This window comes from Stenotrophomonas sp. YJH_SMC_65 (assembly GCF_059369475.1).
Window position 1 is genome coordinate 422780 of record NZ_JCAFSR010000004.1, and the last position, 19550, is coordinate 442329.

At 66.3% G+C, this 19550-nt stretch carries 18 protein-coding genes; 7 read left to right on the forward strand and 11 right to left on the reverse strand.

Annotated elements, in window-relative coordinates; all coding sequences use genetic code 11:
• Nucleotides 1-14 precede the first annotated feature (14 nt).
• The 4 genes from AC5P7A_RS10155 to yidA form a co-directional block, all read right to left on the reverse strand.
• On the reverse strand, nucleotides 15-449 hold the full coding sequence (locus AC5P7A_RS10155) for an NUDIX hydrolase (RefSeq protein ID WP_049408006.1): 435 nt from the start codon (nucleotides 447-449) through the stop codon (nucleotides 15-17).
• Nucleotides 450-542: 93 nt separating this feature from the next.
• A complete protein-coding gene (locus AC5P7A_RS10160; RefSeq protein WP_041863926.1) occupies nucleotides 543-932 on the reverse strand; it encodes a hypothetical protein in 390 nt (129 codons plus the stop codon).
• Between the two features lie 177 nt (nucleotides 933-1109).
• Nucleotides 1110-3428, reverse strand: coding sequence for a TonB-dependent receptor (locus AC5P7A_RS10165; RefSeq protein ID WP_069117701.1), 2319 nt, complete (start codon nucleotides 3426-3428; stop codon nucleotides 1110-1112).
• A gap of 580 nt (nucleotides 3429-4008) precedes the next feature.
• On the reverse strand, nucleotides 4009-4842 hold the full coding sequence (yidA, locus tag AC5P7A_RS10170) for a sugar-phosphatase (RefSeq protein ID WP_142235086.1): 834 nt from the start codon (nucleotides 4840-4842) through the stop codon (nucleotides 4009-4011).
• Between the two features lie 149 nt (nucleotides 4843-4991).
• Between yidA and AC5P7A_RS10175 the strand changes: the two genes are divergently transcribed.
• Nucleotides 4992-5654 carry an exopolysaccharide biosynthesis protein gene (locus AC5P7A_RS10175; RefSeq protein WP_495220102.1) on the forward strand — a complete coding sequence of 221 codons (663 nt, stop codon included), beginning with the start codon at nucleotides 4992-4994 and terminating at the stop codon, nucleotides 5652-5654.
• Nucleotides 5655-5785: 131 nt separating this feature from the next.
• Here AC5P7A_RS10175 and AC5P7A_RS10180 read toward each other — a convergent pair whose 3' ends face one another.
• Both AC5P7A_RS10180 and AC5P7A_RS10185 read right to left on the reverse strand, forming a co-directional pair.
• The gene (locus AC5P7A_RS10180; protein ID WP_032958794.1) at nucleotides 5786-7096 is read right to left on the reverse strand and encodes a PQQ-dependent sugar dehydrogenase; all 1311 of its coding nucleotides are present in this window, start codon (nucleotides 7094-7096) and stop codon (nucleotides 5786-5788) included.
• Nucleotides 7089-7529, reverse strand: a complete 441-nt coding sequence (locus AC5P7A_RS10185) for a DUF2231 domain-containing protein (protein WP_032958793.1) — start codon at nucleotides 7527-7529, stop codon at nucleotides 7089-7091. Before AC5P7A_RS10185 ends, AC5P7A_RS10180 begins: the two co-directional genes overlap by 8 nt.
• Before the next feature lie 767 nt (nucleotides 7530-8296).
• Here AC5P7A_RS10185 and AC5P7A_RS10190 point away from each other — a divergent pair.
• Both AC5P7A_RS10190 and AC5P7A_RS10195 read left to right on the forward strand, forming a co-directional pair.
• Nucleotides 8297-10063, forward strand: a complete 1767-nt coding sequence (locus AC5P7A_RS10190) for a S8 family serine peptidase (protein ID WP_014648725.1) — start codon at nucleotides 8297-8299, stop codon at nucleotides 10061-10063.
• Nucleotides 10063-10641 (forward strand): hypothetical protein, encoded by a 579-nt coding sequence (locus AC5P7A_RS10195; RefSeq protein ID WP_049441991.1) that lies wholly within the window; start codon nucleotides 10063-10065, stop codon nucleotides 10639-10641. Before AC5P7A_RS10190 ends, AC5P7A_RS10195 begins: the two co-directional genes overlap by 1 nt.
• 259 nt (nucleotides 10642-10900) lie before the next feature.
• Here AC5P7A_RS10195 and AC5P7A_RS10200 read toward each other — a convergent pair whose 3' ends face one another.
• From AC5P7A_RS10200 to cyoA, 5 genes are read right to left on the reverse strand one after another with little or no spacing between them, the layout of a single operon-like run.
• Complete coding sequence (locus AC5P7A_RS10200) at nucleotides 10901-11581, reverse strand: SCO family protein (RefSeq protein ID WP_049441993.1); 681 nt, start codon at nucleotides 11579-11581, stop codon at nucleotides 10901-10903.
• 11 nt (nucleotides 11582-11592) lie between these two features.
• Nucleotides 11593-11925 carry a cytochrome o ubiquinol oxidase subunit IV gene (cyoD, locus tag AC5P7A_RS10205; RefSeq protein ID WP_006399830.1) on the reverse strand — a complete coding sequence of 111 codons (333 nt, stop codon included), beginning with the start codon at nucleotides 11923-11925 and terminating at the stop codon, nucleotides 11593-11595.
• A gap of 1 nt (nucleotide 11926) precedes the next feature.
• Complete coding sequence (gene cyoC, locus AC5P7A_RS10210; RefSeq protein WP_080355823.1) at nucleotides 11927-12562, reverse strand: cytochrome o ubiquinol oxidase subunit III; 636 nt, start codon at nucleotides 12560-12562, stop codon at nucleotides 11927-11929.
• Complete coding sequence (gene cyoB, locus AC5P7A_RS10215) at nucleotides 12559-14535, reverse strand: cytochrome o ubiquinol oxidase subunit I (protein WP_032958781.1); 1977 nt, start codon at nucleotides 14533-14535, stop codon at nucleotides 12559-12561. Before cyoB ends, cyoC begins: the two co-directional genes overlap by 4 nt.
• Before the next feature lie 5 nt (nucleotides 14536-14540).
• Complete coding sequence (gene cyoA, locus AC5P7A_RS10220) at nucleotides 14541-15446, reverse strand: ubiquinol oxidase subunit II (RefSeq protein WP_032958778.1); 906 nt, start codon at nucleotides 15444-15446, stop codon at nucleotides 14541-14543.
• Between the two features lie 181 nt (nucleotides 15447-15627).
• Here cyoA and AC5P7A_RS10225 point away from each other — a divergent pair, with 181 nt between their 5' ends.
• From AC5P7A_RS10225 to AC5P7A_RS10240, 4 genes are read left to right on the forward strand one after another with little or no spacing between them, the layout of a single operon-like run.
• Entirely contained in the window at nucleotides 15628-17043 is a 1416-nt protein-coding gene (locus AC5P7A_RS10225) for an aminotransferase-like domain-containing protein (protein WP_134809395.1), read from the forward strand.
• 55 nt (nucleotides 17044-17098) lie between these two features.
• A complete protein-coding gene (locus AC5P7A_RS10230; protein ID WP_495220103.1) occupies nucleotides 17099-17377 on the forward strand; it encodes a hypothetical protein in 279 nt (92 codons plus the stop codon).
• Nucleotides 17377-17976 (forward strand): DUF6436 domain-containing protein, encoded by a 600-nt coding sequence (locus tag AC5P7A_RS10235; protein WP_046432980.1) that lies wholly within the window; start codon nucleotides 17377-17379, stop codon nucleotides 17974-17976. The genes AC5P7A_RS10230 and AC5P7A_RS10235 overlap by 1 nt, the downstream gene beginning before the upstream one ends.
• 9 nt (nucleotides 17977-17985) lie before the next feature.
• The gene (locus AC5P7A_RS10240) at nucleotides 17986-19500 is read left to right on the forward strand and encodes an aminotransferase-like domain-containing protein (RefSeq protein WP_495220104.1); all 1515 of its coding nucleotides are present in this window, start codon (nucleotides 17986-17988) and stop codon (nucleotides 19498-19500) included.
• Nucleotides 19501-19550: the final 50 nt, after the last annotated feature.

Here is a 19550-nt window from a genome sequence, read left to right on the forward strand (position 1 = left end):
AGAATCAGGCCGCGTCATGCGGGCACACGTTCAAAAAGATCCGGCAGCCATTCCGGCTTGAACAGGGAAGCAGGCTGTTCTCTCATCTCTTCTACGCGCCACCATTTCCACGCCCTGATCGTGGCATTTTCCTCCTCCGTCCACCCGTCACGCTGGATGTCGGGCTGGTTGGGGCTGCGGACCAGAAAATATTCTTCCAGCCATCGCGCGGGCGTTGATCGGGCGACCGCGTAGATGGCATCGCGCTTTTCCAGCCGCACGCCTATCGGCAGATCCAATCCGGTCTCCTCCCTGAGCTCACGCCGTGCGGCGTCCGCATATCCCTCCCCGGGCAGAAGCTCCCCGCCCGGTGTAGCCCAGAACGGAGCGTGGTGTTCATCGTGATACCGGAACAGCAACACCGCATCCTCAGCAACGATCACAAGGCGTGCAGATCGTCTGATTTCCATCGTTTCCCGTCCTTACCAGCCCGCCCCAGAATAGGCCAAAAGCAGGCGGACCAAGAGAAAGCCATCAACGCGTGTCGATTCCTGGCCAGTGATTCACTTTCCCAGGATGGGCGCCTGTCGCCGGACGGCAACGGACGCCATGCGGCGGCTGACAAGGCCGAAGAGGTCCTGCAGTTCGGCTGCGCGCTCGGGCGTGCTGTTGCTGCCGAAAAGCACACGCGCCAGCGCGGCTTCACGGGTGTCATGCGGGAACCGCAGGCGGTCCCGGTACACCTTCTGGCACACCAGCCAGGCCCGGCGCAGCCCACCGCCGGGCAGCGGGCGGACCACGCGTTCGTAGACCTGCCAGAACTGGTACTCGCCCTGCAGATCGATCGCCGGCGCCACGGACAGAGCCTGCCGGGGCCGTCCTGGGCCCCGGATGCCGAACAACGGGGTTCGCGGGTTGTGCTGTGCCATGCCAACAGGATGACCCAGCAACATTGTGGGAACCTTGCGTCGCCGCCAGAAAACCCCTGTTGTTTGCGCAAGGCGGGTTTCTAGGCGGGTTTTGGGGGTCAGAGCCCTTTGCTGCGCAAAGGGCTCTGACCCCGATCACGGGGTGGCTGCGGGGTCGGATCCCTTTGCGCAGCAAAGGGCTCTGACCCCACCCTCATCGCCTCAGAACGCCATCGAGGTACTGAACATCAGCTGCCGTGGCGCGCTGCGCTGCAGGGTCTGGTAATCCCCCGAGAACGACGAGCCGGCAATGGTGGCGGTGCCGATGTTGTGGCGGTTGAACAGGTTGCTCACGTCCAGCCGCAGCTCCAGGCCGGGCACCGCGCTGTCGGCACCGAAGCGGTAGGCGGCATAGGTGTTGACCTGCCAGAACGTCGGCACGCGGATGTCGTTCTCGTAGGTGAAGGGCTGGCGCAGGTAGGAGGTGCTGGTGGCGCCAAAACGCCAGTCACCGAAATGCGCTGACAGGTCGCTGACCAGCGAGATCTGCGGGTAGCCCGGCTGCGCGTTGCCCTTGATCGGGTACACCGTGTCGCCCACCACGAAATCGCTGTCGTAGTACGAACGGGCCACGGCCACGCCCTGGTAGAACTGCAGGTGGTCAGTCAGGTCGGCGGTGATGCCGAGGTCGGCACCGATCACGTGCATCTTCGGCATCAGCCGCACGGTGTTGATCTGTGCGAACTGGGTGCCGATGGCGGCCGACAGCAGTCGGTTGCGGATGTCGTTGTAGAACACGTCGCCGGTGATCGTCAGCCGGTCGAAGCGATGCGATGCGCCCACGGTGAGGTTCCAGTTCTTCTCCGGGCGCAGCGTGCCGGCCACGCGGTCGAACTCCTCCTGGTCGGTGATGGTCCACGCCGAGGCGGTGTAGCCGATGTTTCCGCGCTGGGCCACGCGATAGCCGTTCATAGTATTGGCCAGGTCGATGAAGGCATCGGTGGATTCGGTCGGGCTCCAGAACAGCGAGACGTGCGGCAGGAAGTTGCTCTTCGCGCGCAGCGTGCCGTTCACCGGCCGGTCCTTGGCGTCACCGAGGCCGCCGCCGCGGGTGCGGAAGTCCACGGCCTTGAAGCCGACACCCAGCTTCAGCGTGTCGTTCAGCACGATGTCGTCCTGCAGGTAGAACTGGCGCGAGCGGGTCACCCAGCTCGATGCGTTGTCGGTCTTGAACGCGGGGCCGTACACATCGAACGGACCGGTGGCCTTCAGCGGCGGGCCCTCGCCCAGCAGCGGCTGCTGGTACCACTCGGTCTTGGCGGCGGCCTTGCTCTTCTCCTGCCAGAAGCCGGCGGTGACGGTGTGCGCGCCGGTCTCGAACTGCAGGTTGACCATGCCGCCCAGCCGGTTGAGGCGCGGGGTCTGCACCTGTTCGGAGAACGGCGCGCCGTTGGGCGACGGCACGTTCGGGTCGGTCAGCGTGGCCTGGGTGTGGCTGTTGGCGTTGTACAGCTGCACGTTGCCGCTCAGCGCCGGACTGATCTGGAAGCGGTGGTTGATCGAGGACACGCGGTCACGCGTGCTCTGGCCGGTGTCGTAGGGAATAAGCCCGGACAGTTCACCACAGGTATAGGCGCCGCAGGATTTGTCTGCGTTCTCCGGCGAGGCCACGTAATACGCCCAGGCGTAGTCCGGGTAGAAGATGTCGGCCTTCCAGCCCAGCTTGCGGATCATGTCGAAGGAAATGTTGTTGTAACCCCAGACCTTGGCCTTGCTGTCGGACAGGAACACGGTGACATCGCCCCAGGCGACGTCCTGCTGCAGCTTCAGGTCGCCGCGCAGGAAGTTCTGCGTGCCCTCGCCCTGGTACTTGTCGGCGGACACGCGCTGCAGGTCGACCAGCACTTTCGGGCCATGCTCGCCGAGCTGGCCGCTCTGCCCGGATACGGTGGTGACCAGCGTGCTGTTGCTGCCCACGCCCTGCTTCACGCGCAGGCTGGGCGTGTCCTGCAGGTCGCGCAGGCGGTATTCCAAGCTGCCGCCGTTGACGCTGCTGGAGAACACGCTGACCGGTGCGCCACCGGGGCTGACCGTGATCGCGCCGATGCCATCGGGCACGCCCACGTTCACCACGCTGGTGCCGGTAAGCGAGAGGAAGCCGTTGTCATTCAGCGGCACGCCTTCGAAGGTGATGCCCATTTCGTTCATGCGGAAGCCGCGCACGAACAGGCTGGTGGCGGAGATATCCAGGCCCAGCCCATCGGTGGCGGTATAGCTCGCGCCCGGCACCTGCTTCAGCATGGCCAGGCCATTGTTGCCGGTGACCATCGCGTCGAGGTCCTCGGCCTTGATGATGTAGCGGTTGGGACCGACCACCTGGGTCGGTGCCACGGCCGCACCGCGCGGCGTGGCGATGACCTGCAGGGCGTTGAGCGTGGTGGGCGTGTCGAGCGCGGCGTCGTGCGTGTCTGCTGCGTAGGCAGGTGCAGTGGTGGCCGCGATGATGGCCAGGGCGAGGCGCGTCGTGGGTGGGGTGTTCATGGCAGTAGATCCAGGGTGCAGGGAGAGAGCCGCGCAGGCGCACGCCCAGCGCGTTGCAGCGCCGGTGTCGGCGCCCTGGCTGGCGGTGCGATTGCGTTGAGAGAGCGACGGCGCGGTGCGCGCCGGTCAGCAGAGGAAGACGATCATCTGCCGCAGGATTCGATGGCGTGATTTCGACGTGCGAAATTCTTGCATCGCGCTGCCGCATCCGCCATTGCGCGGTGGTACAGCGCCGATGGCGGTGGGGATGGGTGGGCTATACGTGGGTATAGACCCAGGTCGGCGCTGGCCGCCTGCGTGTGCCAACCAAGGTTGGCACCTGCCGGGGCGAATGGGGCCTGGTAGAGGCCGACCTTGGTCGGCGCTTGCCGCCTGCGTGTGCCAACCAAGGTTGGCACCTGCCGGGGCGAATGGGGCCTGGTAGAGGCCGACCTTGGTCGGCGCTTGCCGTCTGCGCGTGCCAACCAAGGTTGGCACCTACCGGGGCGAATGGGGCCTGGTAGAGGCCGACCTTGGTCGGCGCTTGCCGATTGTGTGTGCCAACCAAGGTTGGCAGCTACCAGAGCGTAGGGACGCGCGGTTACTGCAGGACGAAACGCTCGATCGCGCGCGCCACGCCTTCATCGGCATTGCTGCTGGTCTCAAACCGCGCCACCGCCTTCACCGCATCGATGGCATTGCCCATGGCCACGCTGGTACCGGCGTACTGCAGCATGGTGAGGTCGTTCTCCTGGTCGCCGATGGCCATCACGTTGGCGCGGTCGATGCCCAGGTGCTCGGCCAACTTCTGCAGGCTCGGCCCCTTGCCGGCGCGGTGGTCGAACACTTCCAGGAAGAACGGCGCGCTCTTCAATACCGCGAAGCGCTCGGTCAGCGCGCTGGGCAGGCGCGCGATGGCAGCGTCCAGCACCTCGGGTTCGTCGATCATCATCAGCTTGATGAAGGACATGGACGGGTCCATGTCTTCCACGCGGCGATACGACAGCGGCATCCGCGAAAGATGCGAGTCGGCCACGGTGTAGTAGCTGATGTCCTGGTTGGGCGTGTACATGCGCTGGCTGTCCAGCGCCTGGAAGTGCACGCCCAAGTCGCGGGCGACCTGCTCGCAGAACAGGAAGTCGTCGAAGCTGAGCGGATACTCGACCACGGTTTCGCGCGTGCCGATGCGCTGCACCAGGCCGCCATTGCAGGCGATGCAGTAGTCGTCGTTGCCGGTGATGCCGAGCTCGTGCAGGTACGGCGCCAGGCCGGGAACCGGGCGGCCACTGGTCAGCACGATGTGCACGCCCAGTGCGCGCGCCTGCGCGATGGCCTTCCTGGCGCGGGGGGTGAGCTGGTGCGACGGGTCCAGCAGCGTGCCATCCATGTCGATGGCGACCAGTTCGATGGTCGATTGCCTGCGGCCCATGTCCATTGCGTTCAACTCATGCGGGGCACGGCAGTTTACCCCCTCATGCCCGGTTCACCTCTTTGCCCACCTTGGCCGGGATACTGCAGGAGCCTGTGCGTCCCCCACCGCAGGACGGCCCATTGACCGCCCTTCCCTGGAGAACCTTGCGACGCATGACCTACCGTGCCCCCGAAACCAACGACAGCGCGCCCCTGGCCCAGCAGATCGAGCAGATGATCGACGAGCTGCCCGGCGACCAGGTGAGCGTCGGCACCCTGCTCAGCGCGCTGGGCGATGAGGGCCTGCTGCTGGTCGTGATCCTGCTCTCGGCCATCTTCATCATTCCGGTGGCGATTCCCGGGCTGAGCACGGTGTTTGGCGCCTCGATCCTGCTGATCGGCCTGAGCCGGGTGCGCGACCGCCCGCTGTGGGTGCCGCAGAAGCTGGCGCGCCGCGGGATCGCCACCGAAAAGCTGAAGGCCAACCTGGGCCGTGCGCTGAAATGGGTGCACCGCATGGAGCGGCTGTCGCGGCCGATGCGGCTGGCGGTGATGGTGCGCTCGAAGAAGATGATGCGCCTGAACAACCTGATGCTGGTGTTTGCGACCCTGCTGCTGATGGCGCCGGCCGGGCCGATTCCCTTCAGCAACACGCTGCCGGCGCTGGCGCTGATGTCGTTTGCGATTGGCTTCATCCAGCGCGATGGTGCGGCGGTGGCAGCCGGCTACGGCTTCGTGGTGGCCACGGTGGTGTACTTCGGCGTGCTGCTGGGCGGCGTGGGGTTTGCTGCGGAATCGGTGTTCAGCGGGTTCCGCAGCAGTACCGCCGAACTGTAGAGCCGAGCCCATGCTCGGCTGCTGTTCGCTCGGTGCACGGAAACCCGCGCGCTGCGCGCGTAAGCCGAGCATGGGCTCGGCTCTACAAAGGCCGGATCCACAGCAGTCGAGCGTGGCTCGACGCTACACAGCTATTTCGCCGACACCCGCCACACCACGTCGCCCACGTCGTCGGCCACCAGCAGCGCACCCTCGGCGTCCATCGCCATGCCCACCGGCGCACCCATCAGGGTCTTCTCGTCCTTCGAGGTGAAGCCGCTGACCACGGTCTGCGGCCGCCCGGTCGGCTTGCCGTCCTTGAACGGTACGTAGACCACTTCGTAGCCACTCAGTGGCGAGCGGTCCCAGCTGCCGTGCTCGCCGATGAAGGCGCCGCCGTGGTACTGCGCCGGCAGTGCCTGGCCGGTGTAGAACAGCAGGCCCAGCGGTGCCACGTGCGAGCCGATGGCGTAGTCCGGCACGATCGCCTTGGCCACCAGGTCCGGCCGCTGCGGCTGCACGCGCTCGTCCACGTGCTGGCCGTAGTAGCTGTAGGGCCAGCCGTAGAAGCCATCTTCCTTCACCGAGGTGAGGTAATCCGGCACCAGGTCGGCACCGATCTCATCACGCTCGTTGGCCACGGCCCACAGCTGGCCAGTGCTCGGCTCCCAGTCCAGCCCGGTCGGGTTGCGGATGCCCGACGCGAAGATGCGGCTGCCACGGGTGGCTACGTCCACCTCCAGCACGACCGCGCGGCGGTATTCGACGGCCAGGCCATTTTCAGTAATGTTGCTGTTGGAGCCGACGCCCACGTACAGCTTGCTGCCATCGCGGCTGGCCAGCAGTTCCTTGGTCCAGTGGTGGTTGATGGTGCTGGGCAGGTCGGTGAACTCGCGGCCCTTGTCGGACATGCGGGTTTCGCCGGGCACGTAGTGGTACTGCATGATGTTGCCGGTGTTGGCCACATACAGCGTGTCACCGATCAGCTGGATGCCGAATGGCGAATGCAGGCCCTCGATGTAGACGTGCTGGGTCCAGGTGTTGGTGCCCGGCGAGCGGCGCAGCAGCGTGACGCGATTGCCGCCCTTGCCGGCCTTGCCCGAGCGCGCCTTCACCTTGCCGGCGATCCACTGCTTGGGTGTGGTGACCGGCTCTTCGCCGGGGCCATTGCCTTCCACCACCAGTACATCGCCGTTGGGCAGGGTCAGCAGCCGGCGCGGGTGCTGCAGGTTGGCGGCGATGCGCTCGATCTTCAGGCCTTCGGCCACCGTGGGGGCCTGGCCGTCGGCCCAGCCCACGCCCTTGGGCACCTGCATCGGCGGCATCAGGAAGTTGGCCGGCTTGGGCAGTGGCGGCTGCGGTCCCGACTGGTCGGCCGGATGGTATTCGGCCTTGCCGGCGCAGGCCGACAGGGTGACGGCCAGTGCCAGCGCGGCCACGGTGGGCAGGATGTGCTTAGGCATGACGACCTCCCTGCAGCACCGGTGGCTGCAATGACAACAGGATCAGGCCCAGGGCGATCAGGGCCACGGTCAGCGCCGACAGGATCGTGCCCGGCACAGCAACGGCATACGCATCGCGGCTGTGCACGAAGGCGTTCCAGATGGCCAGCACCACCGCGACCAGGTTGAGGAAGAAGTCGATGCGGTCGATGCGGGTGGCCGTGCCGTTGCGGCGCCAGACCGCGAACAGGTTGATCAGGCGCGGCACGATGGCGATCAGCAGGCCGAACGTGATCAGCCAAGCGGCGGCCTTGCCCCACATCACCTCGGCGCTGTTGAGATAGATCGCGTCGAAGATCAGTGCACCGACGAAGAAGCCGAAGGGTATCGGGTTCAACAGGCTGAACAGCGTGGTGCCGAGGCCGCGATGGGCCTGGGCGAGCGGATTGACCATCATCGTGCTCCGTGCGGAAGGGTGCACGGGCTGTAGTAGCACAGCGCGATGTGAGGGCGCGCGATGATGCCCCGGCGGCGCTGCCACACCCACCGGGCAGGCACCGCACCACGTGGGTTCGTCCTCGCGCACCTCGTGGAAGGGCAGCATCGTCTCGAAGCCGAATTCGTGTTCCATGCTGGTGCGGACCAGGCCGCCGATGGCGTAGTAGCTGGTATTGGCGTGTACATCGATGCCACAGGGACCATCCTCAGCCAGCAGGTGCAGTGTCTGCGCCCTACGCATCTTCACTCTTTCCTCCTGCAGCAGCGCGCGTCGGTGCCGCTTCATCAGCAAGCGCAACTGTTTGATCGTCGTGATATTGAATGTGGCGAGCGCCGGCAGCAGCTCGGCGATATCCGCATCGGTCCAGTAATCATGGCGACGGTGGTACATCGACAGCACCACCTTGCGGATGGCGGCAACCGAGAGCGGGGTCTGGTCTGCGCGCGCACGTGCACGCTGGCGTTCCTTCTTCATGTGTCTTCACCTGCATGTGGTTACCCGAGTTTCCCGCACCCGAAGCAAGCGCGCGAAGATGGCGTGAAGGCATTCGCGCGCCCTGTCATAACCTGACGTACTAAGTGTTTGTGACGCAATTTGCATATTCGTACATTGCGGATGTGAAGAGGTAGGGGGTTCTCCGTTGTGTCGCGTTTGGCTCGTTGCGATGGGGCAGTTCCGCCCCGCCGTCCTGCCATGCCGATTCACAACAGAAGGATTCGTGTATGAAGCGACACACGCAACGCTCCGCGCCACCGCGCTCTGCGCGCCTGGCCCTTGCCACTGCCCTGGTGCTGGGCAGCCTGGCCGTCACCGCCCAGGCCCAACAGGCCGATCCACTGGCGGGGATACAGTGGCACCTGCTCAACACCGGGCAGACGGTCCCGGCTGACACCCTGCCGGTGGCCGGCAACGACCTGAACGTGGATGGCCTGTTCCGCAACGGCATCCGCGGCCAGGGCGTCACCATCGCCATCGTCGACGATGGCCTGCAGATCGCGCACCCGGACCTGGCCGCCAACGTGGCCGCGGTGGCCGGCAAGAACTTCATCAACGGCTCGAACAACCCCACCCCGACCAACCCGGATGTCGACAACCACGGCACCATGGTCGGCGGCATTGCGGGCGCGGTGGGCGCCAACAACCTGGGCGTGCGCGGTGTGGCCCCGGCGGCGACGCTGAAGGGCTTCAACCCGATTTCGCGCTCAGCCCTGGGCAACCAGCAGAGCAACATCGAGTACGCCTGGTGGGACGGCGCGGAATCGGCCGACGTGCAGGTCTTCAACAACAGCTGGGGCGCCGGCCCGGGCAATCCGAACCTGCCGCTGGCGTACAGCGAAAACACGATTCGTTCGTATGAGCAGGCACTGTCGGGGACGCGCGGTGGCCGCGGCGGCATCTACGTGAAGTCGGCGGGCAACAACTTCAACAATGCCTCGATCAGCCAGACCCAGGATGTCTGCACCACCGACACCAAGAACCGCAACACCGGCTGCGTGCCGGCCGGACGCGATCCGCGCAACAACCTGTTCAACGTGATCACGGTAGGCGCGGTGCGTGCCGATGGCGTGCGCTCGTCGTATTCCTCCACCGGCTCGGCGCTGTGGGTGTCGGCCTTCGGCGGCGAATACGGCCTGCAGGCCCAGTACGCCCCCGGCCTGGTGGCACGCGCCTACGACCCGGCCATCGTCACCACCGACGTGACCGGGTGCGCGCAGGGCAGCAACAAGAACACCAACCGCCAGAACACGCTGGACAGCAACCTGTCGGCCATCGACAGCACCTGCAACTACACCGCCAAGATGAACGGCACCTCGGCGTCAGCGCCGATGGTCTCGGGCGTGGCGGCACTGGTGCTGGAAGCCAATCCGAACCTGTCCTATCGCGATGTGAAGTACATCCTGGCCACCACCGCCACCCGCAACCACCCGAACCAGCCGGCGGTGACGCTGGCCGACGGGCGCACGCTGGTGCCAGGCTGGACGGTGAATGCTGCCGGCCGTGCCTACAGCAACTGGTATGGCTTCGGCGTGGTCAACGCTGCACGCGCGGTGCAGGTGGCCGAGAACTTCCAGTCGCTCGGTGCGCTGGTCGACAGCGGCTGGCGCAACACCACGCGTACCGTGGCCATCGGCAACACCTCGGCCGCCGCTGCACGCCTGACCTTCCAGTTGGCCAACGGCGCGCGCAACATCGAAAGCGTGCAGCTGGGCTTCCGGGTCAACCACCGCAACACGCGCCAGCTGCAGTTCGTGCTGGTGTCACCCAGCGGTACCCGCAGCGTGGTGCAACCGGCGTTCACCGCGATCGGTTCGGGCACGGGTGGCGCGCAGAGCAACTTCACCAGCTGGGACCTGCTGTCCAGCAATGCCTTCCTGGATGAGAACGCCACGGGCACCTGGACGCTGGAAGTGACCGACATGGGGCAGGCCGCGACCGCTGCATCGCGTGGCAACCTCGAATTCTTCAAGATCCGCGTTCTGGGGCACTGATGATGAAGACCACCATTCTGTTGAGCACGCTCGCCTTCGCGGCGATGACCTCCCCTGCCTGGGCACAGAGCTCGGGGCAGACCCCTCCGGCCAGGACCCTGTCGACCGTGGATGCTCAGGAACTGAAGGCGTCCGCTACCGGCCGCTCGTTCGATGTGGGCGGCACGCGTTTCCAGCTGTCGCCCTCGGCAACGGTAAAGCAGGCCAGCGGCGGCCAGTTCACGATCACCCCGCAGGCGGCGGCGACCACCAGCTCGCGTACCAAGCGTTCGCTGGATGGCGCCGCGGCGGCGCCTGCTGATGCCGGTGCCGGCAAGTTCGCGGCGGCGGTCTCCCGTGACGGAGCGCCGGTGGTGGCGACCTCGCGGGTCAAGGTGTTCTTCACCGATGCAGCATCGGCCCAGCGCGCGGCTACGGCCACCGGTGGCACCGTGGTGAAGGTCTCCAAGGCGTCGGGCCAGGCGATCGTGGAGTACCCGTCGGTGAACGCGGCGCTGGATGCGAGCACCAAGCTGCTGTCCACCGCCGGTATCCGCGCCACCGAGCCGGACGTGGTGCAGTGGGAAGAGACCAAGTAAGGCGTTGAGCGGTGCCCCGGCCGGCTGGCTCTCCTGGCCGGCCGGGGATTGGTGTGGGGGTGTGCCGACCAACGGTCGACACCTGCCGGGGCCGTGCGCGTGTAGAGCCGAGCCGATGCTCGGCTGCTGTCTACGGGGTGCCGCAGGCGCGGTGCGCGCGGCGCCGAGCATGGGCTCGGCTCTACAGCTGTGCCAACCAAGGCTGGCATCTACCAGGAGCAGATTCGGACGTGCCAACCAAGGTTGGCACCCACCGGCGTTACCGCGCGGCCAGTGTGCCGCTGTGCTTGAGGTGGCAGCTGGCCAGCGCGTCGTTGCCGGCGGCCGGGTGGCCGGGCTCGAGCAGCAGGCGCTGCACGTCCGAGAACAGCTTTTCCACCGGCATGCCGTACGGCGCGAACAGGCGCAGGCGGCCCTGGCGGTCGAACACGTAGCCACCGGCAATGTGGCTCATGGTGTAGGTATCCGGTACCTGGCCGGGCTCTTTCTGGTAGAACGCCTTGAAGTCGCTGGCCATCGCGGCCAGCTGCGCATCGTTGCCAACCAGCGCGATTGCCTTGGGATCGAACGCTTCCACATAGGTGCGCGCGACCTCGGGCGTGTCGCGGGCCGGGTCGACGCTGACGAACACGACCTGCAGCTGATCGGCATCCTTGCCCATCAGGTGCTTGACTTGGCTCAGCTCGACCATCGTGGTCGGGCACACGTCCGGGCAGCTGGTGAAACCGAAGAACAGGTAGGTCACCTGCCCCTGCAGGTCCTTCGGGCCGCGCACGGTGCCGCGGCTGTCGGGCATCGACCACTGCTGGCCAAGTTCTTCGCAGGCGATGTCCTTCGCATAGAAGTCCATGCGCGACTGCGCGCTGCAGCCGGCCAGCAGGCCGAGCAGCAGGCCTGCGGCCAGGCGCAGGCCACGATGGGGGAACGCAATGCCTTTCACGGTTCGCAGGCTCAGTTGATCATCATGTGGTAGTGCATGCTCCAGATGATCCAGACCGACAACGCGACGACGATGAACAGGATCACCAGGGTGAACACGAAGCTGGCCAGGTTCCAGCCACCTTCGGACTTGCGGTCCATGTGCAGGAAATAGACCAGCTGCACCAGGATCTGCGCCACTGCGAAGCCGACCAGCAGGAACAGCGTGAGCGGCCGCGACAGCACCGGATTCATCACCAGTGCGAACGGCACCACGGTCAGCAGCGCGCACAGCACGAAGCCGATCAGGTAGGACTTGGTGGAGCCGTGCGCATTGCCGGCGCGCGAGGTTTCGACGTGGGCCATGTCAGAAGGCTCCGATCAGGTAGACGAAGGTGAAGACGCAGATCCACACCAGGTCCAGGAAGTGCCAGAACAGGCTCAGGCACGACACGCGGGTGATGTTGGTCGGGGTCAGGCCACGGCGGTAGACCTGGTGCATGACCACCGCCATCCAGATCAGGCCGCTGGCCACGTGCAGGCCGTGGGTGGCGACCAGCGCGAAGAACGCCGACAGGTAGGCACTGGTGCTCGGGCCCGCGCCTTCGTGGATCAGGTGCGAGAACTCGTAGATCTCCATGCCGATGAACGAGGCACCGAGCACGAAAGTCACGCCCAGCCAGCGCAGCACCGCCGAGGCATCGTGGCGATGCATGGCCAGCACGGCCTGGCCGTAGGTGATGCTGGAGACCAGCAGCAGGAAGGTCTCGGCCATCACGAACGGCAGCGAGAACAGCTCCTTGCCGGTGGGGCCGCCGGCGTAGGCGGTGCTGAGCACCGCGTACGAGGCGAACAGGGAACCGAACAGCACCAAGTCGGACATGAGGTACACCCACATGCCGAACACCTTCATGCCGCCCTGTTCGTGGCCATGGTCGTGCTCGCGGTGGTCCTCGTGCGCCTGCGTGTCGCTGGCCAGCTCCGGGCGGGTCAACAGGTTCATGCGCGTACCTCCTTCAGCTTGGCAAGGTTGGCCGCTTCGGTGCGCGCCACCTCTTCGGAACTGACGTAGTAATCCACGTCCTCGTCGTAGGACCGCACGATCAGGGTCACGATCATCGCGATGAAGCTGGCTGCGGCCATCCACCAGATGTGCCAGACCAGGGCGAAGCACAGCACCAGGATCCAGATGTTGAGGATCAGCGGCACGCCGGTGTTCTTCGGCATGTGGATCGGGGCGTACGTCTTCGGCGGCGGCGGCAGGCCGCGCTTCTTCGCTTCGTGGAAGGCATCCAGCTCATCGGCCTTGGGCACCACGGCGAAGTTGTAGAACGGCGGCGGCGACGGCGTGGCCCATTCCAGCGTGCGTGCGTTCCACGGGTCGCCGGTCAGGTCCAGGTTGCGCTTGCGGTCGCGCACGCTCACGTAGATCTGCACCAGCATCAGGATGATGCCCGCGAACACGAACAGTGCACCGATGAAGGCGGCGATCAGGTACGGCGTCCACGCCGGGTTGTCGTACTGGTTCATGCGGCGGGTCATGCCCATGAAGCCCAGCATGTACAGCGGCATGAAGGCCAGGTAGAAGCCGATCACCCAGCAGGCGAACGACCACTTGCCCAGGCGCTCGTTGAGGGTGAAGCCGAACACCTTCGGGAACCAGTAGGCGAAGCCGGCCAGGTAGCCGAACAGCGCGCCGCCGATGATGGTGTTATGGAAGTGGGCGACCAGGAACAGGCTGTTGTGCAGCAGGAAGTCCGCGCCCGGGATGGCCAGCAGCACGCCGGTCATGCCACCGATGGTGAAGGTGACCAGGAAGGCGATGGTCCACAGCATCGGTACGCTGAACTCGACGCGGCCGCCGTACATGGTGAACAGCCAGGTAAAGATCTTCACGCCGGTGGGGATGGCGATGATCATCGTCATGATGCCGAAGAAGGCATTGACGCTGGCACCCGAGCCCATGGTGAAGAAGTGGTGCAGCCAGACGATGAACGACAGGATGCCGATCGCCAGCGTGGCGCCCACCATCGACTTGTAGCCGAACAGCTTCTTGCGCGCGAACGTGGCGGTGACTTCAGAGAAGATGCCGAACGCCGGCAGCACCAGGATGTACACCTCCGGGTGGCCCCAGGCCCACACCAGGTTCACGTACATCATCGGGTTGCCACCCAACGTGTTGGTGTAGAAGTTGAAGTCCAGGTAGCGGTCCAGGGTGAGCGCACCCAGCGCCACGGTCAGGATCGGGAAGGCGGCGATGATGATCACGCTGGTGACCAGCACGGTCCAGGTGAACACCGGCATCTTCATCAGGGTCATGCCCGGCGCACGCATGCGCAGGATGGTGATGAACAGGTTGACGCCGGTCAGCAATGTGCCGATGCCCGAGGCCTGCAACGCCCAGATGTAGTAGTCCACGCCTACGCCCGGACTGAACTCGATGCCCGACAGCGGCGGATAGGCCACCCAGCCGGTCATGGCGAACTCGCCAACGCCCAGCGAGATCATCATCAGCGCAGCGCCAACCACGAAGATCCAGAAGCTGAAGGCGTTGAGGAACGGGAACGCCATGTCGCGTGCGCCGATCTGCAGCGGCACGATGATGTTCATCAGGCCGACCACGAACGGGGTGGCCACGAAGAAGATCATGATCACGCCATGCGCGGTGAAGATCTGGTCGTAGTGCTCCGGTGGCAGGAAGCCATCACTGCCTGGCCCGGCCGCGGCCAACTGCGCGCGCATCATCAGCGCGTCGGCGAAGCCACGCACCAGCATGACCAGCGCCACTACCACGTACATGATGCCGATCTTCTTGTGGTCCACGGTGGTGAACCAGTCGCGCCAGAGCACGCCCCATAGCTTGAAGTACGTCACCGCGCCAAGCAGCGCGAGGCCACCCAGCACCATGGCCGCCAGCGTGACCACGACGATCGGCTCGTGCAGCGGCACGGCCTCCCACGTCAATTTACCCAACATGTTCGTTACTCCTGGGAAACCTGGGCACCACCGGCAGCACCCGCCGGGGACGCAGCAGCGGTGTTCTCACCGACGCCGATGAACTGGTCGATGACCTTCTTGAACAGCAGCGGTTCGACGCTGGAGAAGTGCTGCACCGGCGCGTTCTTCGACGGTGCGGCCAGCGCCTTGAACTGGTTGAAGTCCAGCGCCTGTGGTGCGCTGCGTACCTCGGCCACCCAGCGCTCGAACTCCTCGTTGCTGCTGGCGGTGGCAATGAACTTCATGTTCGAGAAGCCATGCCCGCTGTAGTTGCCGGACATGCCACGGAACTGGCCGGGCTCGTTGGCGATCAGGTGCAGCTGCGTGCGCATGCCGGCCATCGCGTAGATCTGCCCACCCAGCTGCGGGATGAAGAAGGTATTCATCGTCGAGTTGGAGGTGATGTTGAACGCCAGCGGGCGGTTGGCCGGGAAGTTGAGCTGGTTGACCGTGGCGATGCCCAGGTCCGGGTATACGAACACCCATTTCCAGTCGGTGGCGATCACGTCCACGTGCAGCGGCTCACCGGCCACGTCCAGCGGCTTGTACGGGTCCAGTTCGTGGGTCGACTTCCACACGATCACGGCCAGGCCGGCAATGATCAGCAGCGGCACGCCCCAGACCACGATCTCCACCTTGGTGGAGTGCGACCACTCCGGCGTGTATTTCGCCTTGGTGTTGCCGGCGCGGAAGCGCCAGGCGAATACGAAGGTCAGCACGATGGCCGGTATCACCACGATCAGCATCAGGCCGATGCAGATCAGGATCAGGTCGCGCTGGGCGAGCCCGACCATGCCCTTCGAATCCAGCAGCACCCAGTCACAGCCCGACAGGCCGACGCAGGCCAGGGCGACCAGCGCCAGGCGGATGCGGTTCCAGCAGATATTCATTGGAGGTCAACCCTGTTGAAGAAGCGCGCTTGACCGGCTCGCCTGCGCGCAGCGCCCGGGCGTGGAGCGGCTACACTGTGGGTACGAGGTCGCCTACAAGAGAGCGATCCACTCCAATCAAGCCCATACAAGATACATGATTGTATGGACTTGTGCATCTGCACGTATGGAAAACTGACCGATGACGCCACCTGCCGCCGGCCGCCGCCTGAAACACCCCAATCGCACCTGGGTTCGCCCCTTCCGCGAGGGCGCTGGCCCGCTGTACCTGCAGATCGCCCAGCAGGTGCGCGAGGCAGTGGATGACGGCGTGCTGCGTCCGGGCGACCGGCTGCCGCCGCAGCGCGACCTGGCCCAGCAGGTGGGCGTGGACCTGACCACGGTCACCCGGGCCTTTGCCGAGCTGCGCCAGGCTGGCCTGCTGGATGCGCAGGGCGCCGGCGGCACCTTCATCGCGCTGTCGGCCGGCAACCGCAGCACCTCGGTGGACCTGAGCATGAACATCCCGCCGCTGCTGGGCAGCGCGCCGTTCGCACAGGGCATGGAGGCCGGTTTCCAGCACGTGGGCCAGCAGCTGGGCCAGGGCGAACTGATGAGCTACCACGTCGGCGCCGGCACCCGCGAGGACCGCGCCGCCGCCGTGCAGTGGCTGTCACCGGTGCTGGGCACGGTGGGTGCCGACCAGGTGGTGATCTGCCCCGGCGCGCAGACCGCACTGTGCGCACTGATCCTGGCCCGCACCCAGCCGGGCGAGCTGATCGCTGCCGAGCAGCTGACCTACCCGGGCCTGCTGGCCGCCGCGCGCGTGCTGCAGCGGGGTGTGGTGCCGGTGGCGATGGACGCCGAAGGCATGCTGCCCGAAGCGCTGGAAGAGGCCTGCCAGCTGCGCCGCCCGCGCCTGCTGTACCTGGTACCGACCATCCAGAACCCGACCACGGCGACGATGTCGGCACAACGCCGGCAGGCCCTGCTGGCGGTTGCCAAGCGCCACGATCTGACCGTGATCGAAGACGATCCCTACTGGTTGCTGGCCGGGGACGCCGCACCGCCGCTGGCCGCCCACCGCGACGCCGGCTGCCCGGTGTATTACATCTCCACCCTGTCCAAGTGCCTGGCACCGGGCCTGCGCACCGCCTACCTGGTGGTGCCGGGCGGCGAACCGATGGAACCGGTGCTGGACGCCCTGCGTGCGATCGCGCTGATGCCGACCCAGTCGATGGTGGCGGTGGCGTCGCAGTGGATCCGCAGCGGCCAGGCCCAGGACATGGTGCAGCGCTTCCAGCAGGAGCTGCGCGAGCGCCAGGCGATTGCCGCGCAGTACCTGCCGTCCCGCGCGCGGGCGCACCCGGCCGGCCTGCACGTATGGCTGCCGCTACCGCCGCGGCTGGACCAGTACCGGCTGATCCAGGCCGCACAGGAACAGGGTCTGGGCATCGCCAGCTCGGACGCCTTCAGCGTGGAGGAACCGCCACCGGGCAACGCCATCCGCCTGTCGCTGGGCGGCGCAGTTGACCAGGATGCGCTGGCCGGGGCGCTGGCCAAACTGAACGAGATCCTGTCTGAGGCCCCCGGGGCCCGGCACAACGCCATCGTCTGAACCGGGCGCATGGCGCCTCATCCATACAAGATGATATTTTGTATGCAATGTATGGATGAAGGGACGTGCGTCGATGCGCGCCGAGAGACTGAAGTTCCACCTGGTAATGGCCGGCTGTGGTGGCTTTGTGGTGTTGATGCTGGCCGCGCTGGCCTGGGTCTGCCTGCAGCCGCAGACCGTGGATGTGCAGGCCGCCGAGCGCCACGCCATCGAGCAATGCGTGCAGCGCAGCCAGGATCCGTCGCGTAGCGAGATCCAGCGTCGCGCGCAGGCCGACTCCTGCCGCGAGATGCGCAAGCAGTACGTGCACAAGTTCGGCGGGGACGCGTCCTGATGGGCGCAGCCGCGCCGCGCCGCCGCTGGCTGCTGCCGACGATGATCGCCCTCGCCTGCCTGTTCATGGCCGGCGTGGCGGCTGCGCTGTGGCAGTACTTCGGCTACAGCGCGCAGTCGACGTTCACCGAACAGGCCATCGTCTTCGACGACTCGCAGCTGCGCCTGCCGTCCGATCTGGCCGGTGATACCGGCCGCATCCGCGTGGTGCACTTCTGGGACCCGGCGTGTGCCGTCTGCAACCGCGAAACCGGCGCACACCTGAGCTACCTGATCAGCATGTACCGCCGCGCCGGCATCGACTTCTATGCGATCCGCCGCCCCGGTACCCAGGGCGAACTGCCTGAGCCGCTGCGCAACAAGGTGATCAACCTGCCGACCATCGACGGCATCGAACACATCCCGGCCAGCCCTGCCGTGGCGATCTGGGACCGGCAGGGCCACCTCGCCTATGCCGGCCCGTACAGCATCGGCATGGTCTGCAACTCGGCCAACAGCTTCGTCGAACCACTGCTGGACAGACTGGTGCGCGGCGAAACCGTGCGCCCGAAAGGACTGCTTGCCGTGGGCTGCTACTGCCCCTGGCAGGCCAAGCGCTGAGGACGCGCAATGACACCACTGACGCTGGCCGCTGTGGCCGCCACAAGCAACAACGGCGGTCACCTGTCCGAACCGACCGATGGTTATGGACAGGCTCCCGCCGTTGGAAGCAACGATACGCCCCGACATGCTCCGTACATGCCGCGACCGGATGTCGCAGCCCGCGAATGGGTGCAGGACGTGCTCGCGCACAACGGGCCGATCTACCTGCGCATCGTCAATTCGCTGGAGCGCACGGTGCGTCGCGGTGGGCTTGCACCAGGACAACGCCTGCCCTCGCAGCGTGCGTTGGCGCAGCAGCTCGGCGTCGACCTGACCACGGTAACGCGGGCGTTCGACGAAGCGCGCAAGCGCGGCCTGATCGAGGCACGCGGGCCACAAGGCAGTTTCATCGCACCACCCAAGGCCGGCTTCGACCAGGTGGTGGACCTGAGCATGAACGTGCCGCCGGTGCCCGATGCCGATGCGCTGGCCGAGACCCTGCGCCGCGGTGCCGCCGCCGTGCTTGCGCGCAGCAACGCGCCGAACCTGATGACCTACCACCTGGGCGGCGGCAATCCCACCGACCGCCACGCGGCAGCGCGCTGGCTGCAACCGATGCTGGGCGCGGTGGAGGATGCCAGCCTGTTGCTGACCGAAGGCGCGCAGGTGGCGCTTGCCGCGATCCTGGTCAGCCAGGGCCGCGACGATGATGCGATCCTCTGCGATGCGCTGGTCTATCCGGGCCTGCTGCAGGCCGCCGCCGCACTGGGCCGGCGGCTGCTGCCGGTGGACAGCGACGAACACGGCATGTGCCCCGATGCGCTGGCCCGGCTGGCACGCGAAAGCGGCGCGCGGTTGGTCTATCTCAACCCCACCTGCCAGAACCCGACCGCGCTGACCCTGCCGCTGCAGCGGCGCGAAGCGCTGGCGCGTGTTCTGGAGAGGGAAGGCCTGCTGGCGATCGAAGACGATCCTTACTGGCACCTCGCCGAGGATGCACCGACACCGCTGGCGGCGCTGGCACCGCGCCATGTGTTCCATGTGGCGACGCTGTCGAAGGTGATCAGCCCCGGCCTGCGCACGGCCTTCGTGCGCTGCCCGGGTGCCGCGCACGCCGAGGCGATGGCTTCGGCCTTGCGCGCCACCCGGTTGATGGGGCATCCGCTGGTGGCGGCGCTGGCCAGCCAGCTGCTGCTGGATGGTTCGGCGCAATCGCTGCTGGCGCAGGTGCGCAGCGAAGCGCACGAGCGCATGCGCATGGCGCGCTACCTGCTGGCGCCTTCGCTGCTGCTGCGCGCCGAAGGCCTGCATGCCTGGTGCCGGGTACCAGCGCCATGGACTGACGCCACCCTGGTGCGTACCGCACAGCTGCAGGGGCTGGCGATCGCGCCCTCATCGGCGTTCTGCCCGCCGGGGGTGCAGCATCAGAACGGCGTGCGGCTGTCGCTGGGGCTGGCGGCCGATCGCCGGCAGCTGGAAAGTGCGCTGCGACGGATTGACCGGTTGTTGTTGTCGGACGCGTTGCCGGCGATCGAGCGGTAGCCCTGGAATGGGATGTGCCGACCAACGGTCGGCACCCACCCGACTGATAG

Excerpts from the sequence above, each read along its gene's own strand:
- AC5P7A_RS10180 (WP_032958794.1), bottom strand. The coding sequence starts at position 7,096 with ATGCCTAAGCACATCCTGCCCACCGTGGCCGCGCTGGCACTGGCCGTC.
- AC5P7A_RS10175 (WP_495220102.1), top strand. The coding sequence starts at position 4,992 with ATGACCTACCGTGCCCCCGAAACCAACGACAGCGCGCCCCTGGCCCAG.
- yidA (WP_142235086.1), bottom strand. The coding sequence starts at position 4,842 with ATGGACATGGGCCGCAGGCAATCGACCATCGAACTGGTCGCCATCGAC.
- AC5P7A_RS10240 (WP_495220104.1), top strand. The coding sequence starts at position 17,986 with ATGACACCACTGACGCTGGCCGCTGTGGCCGCCACAAGCAACAACGGC.
- AC5P7A_RS10225 (WP_134809395.1), top strand. The coding sequence starts at position 15,628 with ATGACGCCACCTGCCGCCGGCCGCCGCCTGAAACACCCCAATCGCACC.
- AC5P7A_RS10185 (WP_032958793.1), bottom strand. The coding sequence starts at position 7,529 with ATGGTCAATCCGCTCGCCCAGGCCCATCGCGGCCTCGGCACCACGCTG.
- AC5P7A_RS10230 (WP_495220103.1), top strand. The coding sequence starts at position 17,099 with ATGAAGGGACGTGCGTCGATGCGCGCCGAGAGACTGAAGTTCCACCTG.
- AC5P7A_RS10160 (WP_041863926.1), bottom strand. The coding sequence starts at position 932 with ATGTTGCTGGGTCATCCTGTTGGCATGGCACAGCACAACCCGCGAACC.
- AC5P7A_RS10235 (WP_046432980.1), top strand. The coding sequence starts at position 17,377 with ATGGGCGCAGCCGCGCCGCGCCGCCGCTGGCTGCTGCCGACGATGATC.
- AC5P7A_RS10155 (WP_049408006.1), bottom strand. The coding sequence starts at position 449 with ATGGAAATCAGACGATCTGCACGCCTTGTGATCGTTGCTGAGGATGCG.
- cyoA (WP_032958778.1), bottom strand. The coding sequence starts at position 15,446 with ATGAATATCTGCTGGAACCGCATCCGCCTGGCGCTGGTCGCCCTGGCC.
- cyoB (WP_032958781.1), bottom strand. The coding sequence starts at position 14,535 with ATGTTGGGTAAATTGACGTGGGAGGCCGTGCCGCTGCACGAGCCGATC.
- AC5P7A_RS10195 (WP_049441991.1), top strand. The coding sequence starts at position 10,063 with ATGATGAAGACCACCATTCTGTTGAGCACGCTCGCCTTCGCGGCGATG.
- cyoC (WP_080355823.1), bottom strand. The coding sequence starts at position 12,562 with ATGAACCTGTTGACCCGCCCGGAGCTGGCCAGCGACACGCAGGCGCAC.
- cyoD (WP_006399830.1), bottom strand. The coding sequence starts at position 11,925 with ATGGCCCACGTCGAAACCTCGCGCGCCGGCAATGCGCACGGCTCCACC.
- AC5P7A_RS10190 (WP_014648725.1), top strand. The coding sequence starts at position 8,297 with ATGAAGCGACACACGCAACGCTCCGCGCCACCGCGCTCTGCGCGCCTG.
- AC5P7A_RS10165 (WP_069117701.1), bottom strand. The coding sequence starts at position 3,428 with ATGAACACCCCACCCACGACGCGCCTCGCCCTGGCCATCATCGCGGCC.